This window comes from Bdellovibrio sp. HM001, assembly GCF_055397275.1.
Genome location: NZ_AP029174.1, coordinates 3,196,216 through 3,210,120, shown reverse-complemented (window position 1 = coordinate 3,210,120; position 13,905 = coordinate 3,196,216). Strand labels below are relative to the sequence as shown.

General features: G+C 49.5%; 9 protein-coding genes. 8 read left to right on the top strand and 1 reads right to left on the bottom strand.

Going from position 1 to position 13,905, the window contains the following annotated elements:
* Positions 1–25 precede the first annotated feature (25 nt).
* The 8 genes from ACZ5ZZ_RS15060 to ACZ5ZZ_RS15025 all read left to right on the top strand — a co-directional run bounded on the left by ACZ5ZZ_RS15060 (position 26) and on the right by ACZ5ZZ_RS15025 (position 10,694).
* Entirely contained in the window at positions 26–1,864 is a 1,839-nt protein-coding gene (locus tag ACZ5ZZ_RS15060) for a flagellar hook-length control protein FliK (RefSeq protein WP_464140118.1), read from the top strand.
* Between the two features lie 67 nt (positions 1,865–1,931).
* Positions 1,932–2,936, top strand: a complete 1,005-nt coding sequence (locus ACZ5ZZ_RS15055) for a flagellar hook assembly protein FlgD (protein ID WP_464118554.1) — start codon at positions 1,932–1,934, stop codon at positions 2,934–2,936.
* The gene (locus ACZ5ZZ_RS15050; protein ID WP_464132105.1) at positions 2,936–3,367 is read left to right on the top strand and encodes a TIGR02530 family flagellar biosynthesis protein; all 432 of its coding nucleotides are present in this window, start codon (positions 2,936–2,938) and stop codon (positions 3,365–3,367) included. The genes ACZ5ZZ_RS15055 and ACZ5ZZ_RS15050 overlap by 1 nt, the downstream gene beginning before the upstream one ends.
* A gap of 208 nt (positions 3,368–3,575) precedes the next feature.
* Positions 3,576–4,859: a flagellar hook protein FlgE gene (locus ACZ5ZZ_RS15045; protein WP_464118552.1), complete on the top strand. Its 1,284-nt coding sequence runs from the start codon at positions 3,576–3,578 to the stop codon at positions 4,857–4,859.
* Positions 4,860–5,121: 262 nt separating this feature from the next.
* On the top strand, positions 5,122–5,796 hold the full coding sequence (locus ACZ5ZZ_RS15040; protein WP_262552925.1) for a response regulator: 675 nt from the start codon (positions 5,122–5,124) through the stop codon (positions 5,794–5,796).
* The gene (locus tag ACZ5ZZ_RS15035; protein WP_464132104.1) at positions 5,777–7,189 is read left to right on the top strand and encodes a sensor histidine kinase; all 1,413 of its coding nucleotides are present in this window, start codon (positions 5,777–5,779) and stop codon (positions 7,187–7,189) included. Before ACZ5ZZ_RS15040 ends, ACZ5ZZ_RS15035 begins: the two co-directional genes overlap by 20 nt.
* Before the next feature lie 117 nt (positions 7,190–7,306).
* Positions 7,307–9,466, top strand: a complete 2,160-nt coding sequence (locus tag ACZ5ZZ_RS15030) for a FecR domain-containing protein (protein ID WP_464140116.1) — start codon at positions 7,307–7,309, stop codon at positions 9,464–9,466.
* Positions 9,453–10,694, top strand: a complete 1,242-nt coding sequence (locus ACZ5ZZ_RS15025; protein WP_464132100.1) for a hypothetical protein — start codon at positions 9,453–9,455, stop codon at positions 10,692–10,694. Before ACZ5ZZ_RS15030 ends, ACZ5ZZ_RS15025 begins: the two co-directional genes overlap by 14 nt.
* Here ACZ5ZZ_RS15025 and ACZ5ZZ_RS15020 read toward each other — a convergent pair.
* On the bottom strand, positions 10,686–13,850 hold the full coding sequence (locus tag ACZ5ZZ_RS15020; protein WP_464140114.1) for an RCC1 domain-containing protein: 3,165 nt from the start codon (positions 13,848–13,850) through the stop codon (positions 10,686–10,688). The two genes, ACZ5ZZ_RS15025 and ACZ5ZZ_RS15020, sit on opposite strands and share 9 nt — an antisense overlap.
* Between the last annotated feature and the right edge of the window lie 55 nt (positions 13,851–13,905).

Genomic DNA, 13,905 nt, shown 5'->3' with positions numbered 1-13,905 from the left:
ATTTTTTCCACGGAAGGAGGAAGGTTTGTTACAAAGTATCGTACCCCCTATGGCGGGTGCGACCGAGATGAAGTCACCACCCGGTAAATCGGGGGACAAAGACTTCAAAGGTTCCGGATCCGATTCTTCATTCGGAAAGGCTCTCGAAGAGAAAATAACTTCGAAAAGCCCGAAGGAAGCGAAAGAATCTCCGCAACGGGAAGTGAAGGCAAAGAACGAAAAGCCGGAACAAACCGAAGCGAAGAAGGGGAAAGAACCCGAGGTCAGCCAAAGCGATGGGAAGATAGAAAAGAAGGGAACGGTTCGACAGCAAAAAATTAAAGAATTCATGGACTCCTTCGAGAGTGAATTCGAGATATCCCCCACGCGACTCGTGGAGGCGATGGCCCAGCTGGACGACACCCAACTAGTACAATCCCCGGAAGACACGGCAGAAGCTGTGATCGCGCAATTGGGACTGCCAGAGGAAGACGCTGACAAAGCTCAGGCGATGTACGCTTCCCTGTTGGTGCAATTGCAGCAGGCTCCTGCGCCGGCAAAGGCGCCGCAGTTCACGATAGGCACTGGCGTGACCCAGCAGGGCATGCAGATGCGCGTGGATCAGGCGCAAGCCAAGCAGGATATGCTGGGTGCCACGGTGGATCGTTTAAATCAAAAATTCTGGAAGTCCCCAGAGCCTCAGTCGGCAGCAATGTCCCATCTTGATGCGGGCATGATGCAGAATATGGATCTGGATGAAGCTTCTTTTGAAACGCCAACGGAACTTCCTTTGGCGGAAGATATGGCTTTGCCGGAAATGCCGACTCAGGCGCCGATGGCAAAACTTCCGGAGCTTCCTCCACATCTGCAAGGTCAGATGCAGGAAGTAATGTCTCCGGCGTTGCTGGCGGCATTGGCGGCGAAGAAGGCCGCTGAGGCTCAGGCAGCTCAAGGAGCCGGCGTCGCTGAGGGCATGGCCGCTTCCGAAGAGGGGGCTGAGTTGATGGCGGAGTTCACCCAGGCGCTGAAAGCACCGGAGGCTCCGAAAGCACCGGAGGCTCCGAAAGTGCCGACTTCTCAGGCTCTGAATCCTTTGCAAGTGCAGGCGAAAATGCAGGATCTGATGCGCAATGAATCACAAGGTTCAATGATGCAACAATCCAACAATTTCATGCAGCAGGGAACAGGCTCTGAGAAAGAGGCGGTCGTTGACAAAATGAACATCAAGTCAGCGGACTTCAAACAAAGTCTGCAGGGACTTGAAGGCATTCATGGCGCTCCGATCAAGGGCGAAACTTTAAGTGTGCCGACAAGTGCGGCTCCGGTTGCCGGCATGGCTCCGCAAGGGCAGGCCAATCCCGCTGAAAACGAAGCAGCGGTGAAGCAGCTGATGAATCAGGCGCAGTACCTGATCAAGCGCGGTGGCGGTGAAATGAAGGTTCAGATGACCCCCGAGGGCATGGGAACCATTCACCTTAAAGTGATGCTCCAGGATGGCAAAGTGAACCTGCAGATGTCAGCAGATACTCAGGAGGCTAAAAAGACCATCGAGTCTAGTCTAGCTGAACTGAAAACCAGTCTTGCTGCTCACAAATTGTCCATGGAGAATGTAAAGGTGGACGTTGTGAACTCGACTTCCGCAGATACGGCGACGCAAAACCAGACGAACATGAACGGCAATCAGCAAAGAGATCAAGCCCGTCAATTCTGGAACCAGTTTAATGAAAACTTCGGTTCACAGGGACGACGTGAATCTTTGACCGATATGCCTTCGTTGAAAGGTTACGGCGGACGTCGGGATCCACTTCAGCCGATCGAGACGCGCTCCACGGCGCCAGCTCGTAAAGTTGAAGGCAAAGGCAGTGGTCTTAATCTAGTGGCATAGCGGCGACAGCCGGCAAAGCTGAAGCCCCGGCAGGGGCGGAAGCTGAAGCAGCAGTAAAGGAGCATAAATGACAATGGTGAATCCGAAATTAGGAGTGAATGCATTCGGAGCGACTCAGGTGAAACCCGAGAACGCTGGCGCTTCTAATATCAGTGCCCACGATAAGGATAAGCTTGGCGGCGAAAATGTCGGCGAGGTTCTGAATAAGATTGTCGATGCCAACTGGCAGGATCCTGCGAAAAAAGTTCGTACCACTGGAAATCCAAACCTGGATAAGGATGCTTTCTTCCGCCTGATGATGGCGCAGATGAAAAATCAAGATCCTACGAATCCGTTGAAGAGTCACGAGATGGCGGCACAGCTTGCAAACTTCTCGTCACTTGAGCAGATGCAGAACATGAATCGTACACTTGATGAAATGAAGAATGGCCAAAAGCCTTCTGAAAATTTCCAGGCATTGAATCTGATCGGCAAAGCCGTTGCCGGGGATTCTTCCAAAGTGGTGCGCGGTGTGAATGATAAAGAGCATGACTTTAAATTCAATCTGCCAATGGAAGCCAGTGAAGTGACAGTGAAGGTTCGCGATGCAGAAGGCACTGTTGTGCGCACGTACAACTTGAAAGGCCTGAAGCAAGGTGCGAACAAACTGACATGGAATGGTGAGGATGAAAGAGGCATGAAGTCCCTTCCCGGTGAATACCAATTCATGGCGGAAGCAAAGACAGCAGATGGCAAAAAGATGGGAATTAAGACAGACTTCGACGGAATGATCACAGGTGTGAGTTATTCCTCTGAGGGCCCTGTTCTGCACGTGGGGAATCAGGCGATTCGTTTCTCTGACGTGAAGAAGATTACGGACCCACGTCTTATGACCACTGACCAGAAAGTAAATGATGTAACAAACCTAGACTTGAAGAAAGATGATGCTAAAGGACAAACTGTAAAAGAGGGGAATGCAGAGTTACAAAACTCTTCCATGACTCCTGCTCCTGTAGCAAAATCTAACATCATGAACACTGTGGGTTTGTCCCGCGACATGATGGAAAAGATCGCTAAGGAGACAGCGAAGTAATGGTCGATTTAAAGAAGATACAAACTCTTGATCAACTCATCCCGCAGCAACCAGGGAAGGTGAAACAACCGGATCTGGCTGGGGGACCCTCCTTCCAGGAGACACTGAATCAGGTCGGCGGCGTCAAGCCTCAGAATCTGGGACAGATGCAACCTCCAGGGCTTGCAAAAGCTGTTGAAGGAGTGAAGTTTTCGAATCACGCGATTGAGCGGATGAGAACACGGGGAATTAACTATTCACCGGAGGACATCTCAAGACTCTCAGAGGCGGTTTCGAAAGCGGCGGCGAAAGGCTCCAAGGATTCATTGATTCTGATGAATGACTCGGCACTGATCGTCAGCGTTAAAAACAACACGGTTGTGACAGTGATGGACAAGAATGCATTGAAAGAAAATGTGTTCACGAACATCGACTCAACAGTGGTGCTTTAAACGCAAGCGCTGAAGCTGTCCTGAAGAGACGGATAAAGCGTGGAATCCTCCTTCGCTCATGAATGAGCTACGGCGGATAAATTGTGAAGCTGTCCGGAAGAGGCAGATAAGCAATGATTGCACAATTTAATATTAGGGCTGGTCCTCGTAGAGGAGGCCCTCCAAAACGGTGGTTCTCGACTAGAACTGCCAACGACATGGAGGTCACATGGGTATTCTTTCTTCATTGTACACGGGTGTTTCCGGTATGACTGCTCAAGGCGAGGCTTTGGGTGTTATCGGGGACAATATCGCCAATGCCAACACGACAGGTTTTAAAGCCAGCCGTGCAGAGTTCCAGGACATCATCTCTAAAAATCTTAAAGGTATCCTTGGTGGTAACCAAATCGGCCGTGGTGTGAAGATCGGTGCCGTAAATCCAATCCTGACTCAGGGTAATATCGACGCGACAGAAAAAGTGACTGACTTGGCGATTTCCGGTGACGGTTATTTCAAAGTTAAAGGTTCTGATGGTGAGTCTTACACTCGTGACGGTTCCTTCCACTTTGACCGCGAAGGTTACCTGGTGACTAACGACAATCAGAAAGTTCAAGGTTTCGCAACAGACGAAAAGGGCAATATCGTTAATAAAATGACTGATATCAAGTTCCCTCGTGCCTTGATCCCTGCCAAAGCGACTAAAGAGTTGAAGTTGGATCTGAACCTGGATTCCCGTATGGAGCCAACGAAGAAGTTCGATATCAACGATCCTTACTCCACTTCTCATTACTCTACGGGTGTTGAGATGTACGATTCTCAAGGTAACAAACATCTTGTCAGCTTCTTCTTCAACAAAGTGAATGACCGTGAATGGGAATTCAAAGGTTTGGTTGATGGTAAAGAAGTCACTGGCGGCGAAGACGGAAAAATGTCGGAAGTTGCTGCAGGTAAGTTGACGTTCACTGTTGACGGTAAGTTGGAGTCTCAGGAAACAACTTCCACAAACTTCAACTTCAAAGGTGGTGCTTTGCAGGACCAACAAGTGAAGTTGAACTTCGGTGATGCGATTAAAGAGGGTGGTAAAGGTTTGGACGGTACTAAACAGTACGGTAAAAACTCTGATCTGATCTCTTGGCACCAGGATGGTGCGGCGGCTGGTACGATCACTGGTTTGTCATTCAATGACGACGGTATCCTGACAGCGGTTTACTCCAACGGTCAGGCTTCTGACCTTGCTCAGATCGCTCTGGCGAAGTTCGAAAATCCGGAAGCTCTGTTCAAAGTGGGTAACAACCGTTTGAAAGAATCCAGAGATTCCGGCACAGCGTCTTTGGGCGGCCCGGGCGCTGCTGGTCGTGGTAAGCTGTTCGCAAAATCCTTGGAAAGATCCACTGTTGATTTGGCGACAGAGTTCGTAAACATGATCCAAAATCAACGTGGTTTCCAAGCCAATGCGAAGACAATCACGACGACAGACGAACTATTGAACGAGGTTATCCAGCTTAAGCGTTAATTCTAGATAATCTGCCCTAAACCATAAAAAGACCATGTCACAGGCTCCCTGACCAGGAGCCTGTTTTTTTTGGCATTGCAAGCAAGTTTCAAGGGTGGATTTGTTTCATCTCGGCAATCCTTTGATGGGGAGCGATTAAATCTCTGTAATAATGAGCTTTTCAGGCTACAATATGAATATTCATCCTTTTGTTTAGAAACAAATCTGCTATAAATTGGCTTACAGATATTACATTAGGAACCCGAAACAAAGGTGACTCGAGATGAGATGCTTAGTAGTCGAAGACGATAACGAAATTGCAACGATCGTAAAGCAGGGCTTGGGCGAGCTGGAAGGCGAAGTCGAAGTTGAGTCCAACGGTCGCCGTGCTTACGAACGTGCACTGACGAATCATTACGATATCATTGTATTGGACCTTATGCTTCCGGAAATGGACGGTTACACTTTCGCAAAGTCGTTGCGTGAAAAAGAAGTGAACACTCCAATTCTGATCCTGAGTGCATTGCGCGAGCTGGATGACCGCCTCAAAGGTTTGAGCATGGGTGGTGATGACTATCTGACCAAGCCATTTGCAATGGCTGAACTACAGATCCGCGTGAAGAATCTTTTGAAAAGATCCCAAAAAGCTTCTGAAGTGACTCAGTTGGTGTTCCAGGATCTGAAGTTGAACCGTCTGAATCGTGATGTGGTTCGCGCGGGTCGTAAACTCGACCTTCAGGAAAGAGAATTTGTTCTTCTTGACCTGTTCATGAGCAATCCTAATAAAATCATTGGTAAGCAGACGATCCTGAAGGAAGTCTGGAACTATGATTTTGATCCCCAAACCAACGTGGTAGACGTACTTGTATGCAGACTCAGAAACAAGCTGGAAAAAGATTTCCCTACACGCCTTATCTATACGGTTAGAGGTGTAGGATATGTTCTCAAGTCGTCTTAAGCCGACGCTATTTCGAATCAGCACCAAGTTGACACTTGCGTACTCACTGGTTCTGATTCTGAGTTCCACCGTTATTTTCAGTTTTCTCTATTTTCAAATCAGCCATGGACTGCAAGACCAGGAAAGAGATCTTTTAACGTCAAAGTTGGAAGAGTATCGAAACCGCATTGAGGTGCGGGGGCTGAGCGAATTTAACGATTACTTTCTTTATATTCCCAATTATGACAGGGATGCCGCTTTGTTGGTGACCGTCTTTGCACCCAAAGGCCAGGTCAGCTTCTTTCATGAACCATTTCCCAGCTTCAAGTTGGATGAAGTCGCCTTAAAAAAGGAACTCGATACCCATCGGGGGCAAAACTTCGAATTTGTTATGCAGGCTCTACATGGGGGTGATGCCGTCTTTGTGGTGGGCACGACTTTAAAAGATGGAAGCCGTCTTATCGTCGGGAAAAGCCGCGAAGCCTTAAGCCAGCAGCTGCATAATCTACAAAAGATCTTTTGGTGGCTTTTGGGCCCGGTGGCATTGATCGGCTTTCTTGGGGGCTTGTTCCTTTCAAATAGAACTCTCAGTCCGGTGCGTGAGTTGATCACTTCCATGAAGAAAATTGAAAGCGGATCTCTTTCGACGCGGGTTCCGATCGGGGGGAGCGATGATGAGTTGGAAGAGCTCAAAGTTCTTTTCAACAAGATGCTCGACAAGATCGAAGGCCTGGTCAGTGGCCTCAAAGAAGCCTTTGATCATTTGGCCCACGATATTCGGACTCCGGTGACCCGGCTTCGGGGGCGTGCGGAATTGGCTTTGACCAGTGAAGGGGATGTTGAGTCCTACCGCGAGGCTTTGCAGAGCTGTTACGAGAACTCGGATAAAATTCTGAATTTCTTGCAGGTTCTGACAGACATCACCGAGGCGGAAAATCGCAGCAAACGCCTGAAGCTGGAAAAGAAATTCATCAGCGATCTGGTCAAAGAAATTATGAGTTTGTACGAAATGGCCTTTGAGGAAAAGGACATTAAGGTGATCCAGAAACTCGACAATCACGACTGGGCCATGGTTGATGCAAAACTCATCAGCCGTGTGATCGCCAATTTGCTGGATAATGCTCATAAATACACTCCTTCTGGAGGTCAGGTTACCATTGAGACCATCAATCAAACCGAAAACGTGATTATTCGTGTGACAGATACCGGGCCCGGTATTTCTGCGGATGAACACGGCATGATTTGGCAGAAATTATACCGCAGCGACAAGAGTCGCTCTGAGTATGGCATGGGCCTGGGGCTGACATTTGTGAAAGCCGTGGTCGAAGCTCACGATGGAAAAGTTTCCGTGCGCAGTCCCGTAAAGGATGGCAAAGGAACAGAGTTCGAAGTTCTTCTTCAGAAAATGTCTTAAGGGCCTGCACTATGAATGTTGCTGGAGCTTCGACCAAGGTCAGAGTTCCAGTAGTGTCTAGGAACCGGAAAATATCTGGCCCGTCCATTTCAAGTCGGACATAATAGAAGAACTTCTATGAAAAAACAGATTCTCATTGGATGCCTTCTTGTTATTACCGTCTTGTCCTTTTTTCTGGCAAAGCAGTTTCTGTTCAAGGCCGAGCTGGATACTGAAAATCTGGGGCCAACCTTAGCAGAAGTGCGTCAGGTCAAAAATGAACTGCGCTATAAACATCCTTCGAGCTTCTTCTGGGCCGATGCGACCCAATCCCAAAAACTTTTTGATGGATCAGAAATCTTTACCGGAAGTTCCTCCGAGGCCAAGATTGAGATGCGTAACAAGGATATTGTCCTGGTTCCGGAAAAGACGTTGTTGCGCATTACCGAGAATCCTTCCAGTGGCAGTCTGACTTTAAATTTGGAACAAGGTCAGATTCAGGTCGAGGGGCGCGGTGTTGGCAAGCCAATGAATCTGCGCGTGGGCTCTGCAGAAGTGACTTTAAAGTCTGACTCTGCGTTTGGGATCTTTGCAAAGAAAGACACCTCTGGTGACGTCACGTTGTCGCTGTCCTCGGGGAAAGTGACGTTGGAAGGGGATGGACTGCGCAAGGACTTAACAACGGGACAAAGCGTTGAGTTGAAATCCGTCGAACCAGCGAAACCCGACGGGGCCGCGGTGGCACCTGGCACCGGGAGTACAGGGAGCGCGGGGGCACCGGGCACAGAATCCGACGGCGGCGGTAGCACAGCTGTGACTTCGGCAAAGCCGAAAATTGAAATAAAGGATGTGGAACAAGAGAAAATTGTTCTGCTGGAACCGGCTGCGAAGAAGGTGATCTACGGGCAGCATCTGGAGTTTTTCCGATGGAAGGAAATCCCGGATAAAAAAGTTGTTCTGGAATACAGCAGAACTGCCGACTTCCTGACTGAACCTCAGCGCTTGGATGTTACCGGCACCAAAGAGGCGGTTCTGCCAAAGGATATGGGATCCGGCGAATACTTCTGGCGCCTGGTTGTGGAGGATCAGGGGGTGCCGCAGTTCTCAGAAACCCGCAGCTTCCGCCTGGAGAGCCTGAAAGGCAACAAGATCGGGGATCCGGTCTTAAATTTCAAAGAGCGCGGCAAATGGCAGATGATGGTTCCCGTGGAAGAAGCCAAGGCGGGGGAAAAGTTCCATCTGCAAGTTGGAAAGAACAAAGGCTTTGAAGAGTTGTTTGATGAATACGAAGGCCAGCCTCCGCTGAGGAGCTTTATTGATTCCCCGGGTGAATATCGTGTTCGTGTACGCAAGGCTTACGGAAGCAATCTCTATTCAGACTGGTCAGATGAAAAAAAGATTTTTGTGCGTCCTCCTTTAACGGCTCCGATTCTTTCCAAGACGGATGAAAAGGTCAATGATGCGGGGATGGTGGAAATGGGTCTGTCGTGGACGACGGTGCCCTATGCTTTGGATTATCTCGTCCAGATTGGTGAAGGCCCCAAGTTCACCAGAGTGCTAAAGAATGTGGTGGTGGACAAGTCCCCTTATACGTTAAAGCACAATGAAACTGTTCCAGGTTATATGCGGGTTGTGGCGCGGTCTCCGGAAGGGGAGTATTCTCCACCTTCGGATATTTATCAGGTCAAAGGTGTTTTGCGCGGACCCTCCATTGAAAAGAAAGAAGTACTGCCACCACTCTTTGAGAAGCCTGACAGCACACCTCAGTTTCACTTGGTGTGGACTCATCGTGAGGCGGCCAGCAAGTACCGGGTCGAGCTGAGCCGGGATCCGAAACTGGCCAACTCCCAGATGCTCGAGACAGAAAATGTCGAGTTCTTCCACAGTGTCACAGACGAGGGCTGGTACTATTTCCGGGTTTGGCCGGTGGGTGATAACAGCAAGTATTTCCCGGTGCCGACTCCGATCCTGGCTGTTTCCTACGGAAAGCCAGTGCCTTTGATCACGCCGAATTTGATCACACCAAAGAAGAATGAGGTCTTTTTGATTCCGCGTGGGGTTCCTGTGTCGATCAAGTTCTCTTGGACAGAATCCCCGGAAAATGAATGGTATGCCTTGGAGATGGCCCAGAATCCGGAATTCACCAACGCGACCCATATCAAAGTGGAAGCGCAGGAATATGTTCTGAAGAAACCAATAAGAAATGGACAGTGGTACTTCCGGGTGCGAGGAAGAAATCAATACCGGGCTTCAGCTTGGAGCGAAACAGGAGTGTTCTACTTTGGTGTCTCTAAGTAAGTGTCTTGTCACGTCACTTCTGGTGTTATTTGGTGAATTTGCTCTGGCTCAACAGACAAAGAAGGCTGTTAAGGCCGAGCAAATCATGATGAACAAAGCCGCGGTGGAGGTCATTCCATTTTCGTCCTTGCAAAAGCACATTCATCCTTTCCAGACCGACTGCCGCAATATTCTGCGGGAGCCCAAGGCGGTGTGGGATCAGTTTGAAGCTATCAAGATGCCCAATCAGGAAGTCATGCAATTAAAGATATCTGGAGAACTTCGGGAAGATCTGGACATCCGTTTTTGGAGCCGCCGTATTCTTCTTTACGATAAGGATAAAAAACCACTGGCTCCGGTGATTTTACCTTTGGTGAATTTGCCTTTGAAGGGTGAGTCGGGAAAGTTCCTGATTTCCCTGAACGTCCCCCTGAACGCGCAGATGATCGCGGTGCCATTGGAGCTTTTTGGTACCGACCGCTTCCGGTATCTGATTCAGATCAAAGACATCAGTCGGGAGATGAAAGTTACGGCCAAGCCGATCTTGGATAAGGTTGGTAAGGACTTCTGTTCACGGAACCTAATGTGGGCCGGAGTGGGTTTGATGGGGGCTGCACAAAAGCAGGATACCAGTCCGATTATAACAACTTTGGATCAACAGTCTTTTACCTTCGACACCTTTTCGTTTGAGCGACGGTGGAACTGGAAGGTAGACAGATCCATCCGCGTGAATGGATATACCAGCAGTTTTTCATTTAATAACCTACTGGGGACCTCGGGGACAGAGCGCATCTTCAATATCAAAGGAGATCTGGCTATGACCAAACGTCACTGGACATATCGCAATCCACTGTTCAAAGTGCAGTATGGCTATCTGGTGGGTGGTGATTTTGAAAGACGACCTTATTCATTTGTAAAAAGTGCGTCGGAAGCTGGTATTGGCGTGGGTCAGCACATCAGCGCCACGGCGGGTGGTTATGCGGAACTGTTTTCGCATGATAATAAATGGTACACCGATGTTTCTTTAAGGATGCATCCGTTATACATGGGCATAGACCATACATACAGTGGGCTGGGGGTATCCGGTTCCCTGGGTGTTGCACGACCGCTGGGATATGAACGCTCTGTAGGGGTTTATACCTACGGAACGTTCTTCCAAGGAAAGCACACGGGCTCCGATGACAAAGACAACTCGAATGTCACTATTTTCGAAACCCATCTTGAAGTTCGCTACGGCTGGTTATTTTAGGACGTAGGCTGGCTGCTGGTGGAAGTAGCGATCATGGCCTTCGCCGTAAGCACTGGAGCCCCAGCACTTCAGATCTCCTAACGAAGTCACAGCACAGGCATGTATGGGTGTGGATACAAACCAGGTCCTACCAAGAGTCAGCGATGTCATCTTGGCATATTTAGTTGCCGGCGGCTCTTCCGGAGTGCCAATCCAAGCTGATGGATCAAGAGTCGTCTTTACAATGCCACTGTAATCGGCTCCCCAGCACTTCACTTTACCCGTGGTGAAGAGGGCGCATCCGGTAAAGGAATTCAGCGCCAAAGAGGTCGCCCCACTGAGTTCTGGTACGGCTGTTGGAGTGCTGACATTAGTTCCAAACGGAACGTCCACCGGCATAGCTTTAAAAACATTCCGATAGCCCCAGCACTTCGTTGTGCCATCGTGTATATAGCAGGCGCCCTCATATCCTACAAAGACCGTCACTTCTTTGGTGGTTGTGATAGTATCGATCAGCTGTGGCGTTGACGTGCTATCATTGGCGGGAATCTTTTCGGCAAGCATATTGTTCATGTTTTTACCCCAACAGTAGACCTGCTTTGTGGATCCGGTATTTTTCACGGCACAAGAGTTGTTGATGCCTAAAGAGACACTTTCGACTCCAGAAGATAAACTGGCAATAGGCTGTGGGTAACTCAGCGAGCCACCGGCGTGACCGCTTTCACCGAGACTGTTGTTACCCCAGCAAGTCAGTCCCCCTGTACCTGTGATTGCACACGTGTGATTGGCGCCGACGGCGATATCTTTGACCCCAGCCGCAAGTCCCGTCACACCATTTGAGTAGGTTGGGGGAATGAGATAAGGGGCTAAGACTTTATCTGTAGACGTCGTATTCAGATTGTTACCAATCTGACCGCTGCTGTTAGAGCCCCAACAATAAACCCCGCCTCCTGTGGTGAGCGCACAGAAGTGGGACGAGTGACCTGCCAATTTTTTGATATTCGAGATCGGCAAGGTGTATTGAGGGCGTGAATAGGTGCTTTCAGAGTTGTTGCCCAGTTGCCCCGAGTCGTTGCTGCCCCAGCAGGTGACTGTCTTATTCTCTTTCAAAGCGCAAGTGGAAAACAACCCTGCGACAACTTGTGTGTATTTATCAAATGACCCTGCGACATTTAAAGCCACTGAATTGGAGGTGTCAGCCATCTGCCCATTACCCATTTCGCCGCGTTTATTAACACCCCAGCACTTAATGTTTGTAGTGGTGGTGACGACACAGCTGATGAACTCCGTCAGCTGAAAATCTGTGACCAAGTCACCAGAGATATTTATTTTTACTGGCACATAGCTTTCTTGATATTGGTAAATACTTTGAGCGGCCGGCAGGCCAGAACCCCAACAGTAAAGATTCTGATCTTCGCCCAAGGCGCACGTTGTGTCCGTACCAGCCTGGACCTTGACGGCTTTCACCGGCAAACTCACAGGATTGGCGGAGGTCCATGTCACGGCCCCACTTGAAAGCCCCCGGCGGGACCGGAAGTTACTGCCCCAGCAGTAAACCAAGCCCTGTTCTGACAGCCCACAGCCGTGTCGAACATCGGCAGCGATACTGCCATTGACGGAAATAGACGAGATATCTGCAGGCAATCCTGTGACGGTTACAGGAACTTCGCTGGAGGTGCTTTGAGTTCTTCCCCAGCATTTCACCGATCGTACACCGGTGACTTCATCGATAGCGCAGGCGATTCGATAGCCAGCAGCTATATCCAGTGCCTTGGTGATAGAAGGATACAGTGTAGGTGTATTGACATAGGTCGATGAGGGTTGCCCTGCAGTGCTATCGTTATTGCCACCCCAACATATAACTTGGTCCGAGGAATCAATGCCACAGGTAAAGTTCACACCAACGGCCACGCGCTTGAATGACGTGCCCGTGACTTGAATTGGAGTTGTAGATGAAGTCGTTGAGTTGTTGCCGAGCTGGCGATACCCGTTAAGCCCAAAACAGTAAAGTTTATTGGAATTATCAATATAACAAGTATGATCGCCATAACCTTCGGCGATGTCTCGAATGTTAGAGGCCCCAACGATCTCTTTGGCGGTGAGTTCCAGGAACAGAGATCCGTTGGCGTATCCTGTGGAGCCCCAGCAGTCGAGTTTGTTGTCGGTGCGCAGGCCACACATGTGTCCTCGGGCTCCGCGAACAGCGCGGTAGCCGGAAGCCACTTGGGCTGTGGTGGAGATTTTGCTATTGATCAATTCGACATTTAAGGTGGATGGATCTGCAGCAACCGCATTGATGGTCGACGCAATTTGCATGTTAAAGTTTTTTGTCGGTCCAGGAAGGATGGACGTCATGATCGAAAAGTAGGTTTTCGCAGTTGTCTCACCGGCAGGAATTGTGACTTCAGTCGGAATCACATCCGGGTAAAGAAAGTCCAGACCCGCAATAGCAGAGCCCGAAACAGCCTTCAACGCGACGGTCGTGCTGCTGGGACTTGCTCGCGAAAGTTGAACCGAGATCTCACCCATGGCATTGGACTGATCATAAGAGTTGAGGCCCGTAAAGGTCACAATCGGTCCCACTACGAAGTTCGGGGACTGCTTTTCCAAGCTGACGTTACCGACGTTGTCTGTGGCGCGAATCAGGTAGTAATAGGTGTCTGTTTCAGCATCCGGCAAGGTCAAGCCATCAAAGTAAAGGGCGTCTTTGTCTTTAACTTCCCAGTCTTTTATAACAGTGGTGCCGGCTGTCTTCATCAGCTTGATTTCGTATTTGGCCACGCCGGAATAAGCGTCGGTTGTCACTGGTGGTAGCAGGCGTGGGGACTGGGTTGTCAAGGAACGGGTGTTGGACAAACTCATGCTGTCGCTGACTGTCGGACCGGACTTATCCAGAACCACTTTGCTAGTGACACAACCACTGCTAAAGCCGTCTTTGGTGCGAATCTTTACAGAGACAAAGTGCTGACCTTCGACGTTCGGAAGCGTGACCGTGCGGGCGGAACTGTAAGGCTCCCAGATGTCTGAGCAGACGGAACTGTTAGAGAAAGTCATTTCTGTGGTTTCTCTGGAGGTCGTGATCTGCAATGGGACAGAAGTTTGATTGGTGTAGTCTTTGCCCTCGTTGAACTTGAGGGTCAGTGTGGGTGTGTTTTCGCTTGAGAAGATCAACGACATGTCATTCTTGGTGGTGCAAGAGCTAAGGAGCCAAACTGTGCAGAGTGCGAGAACG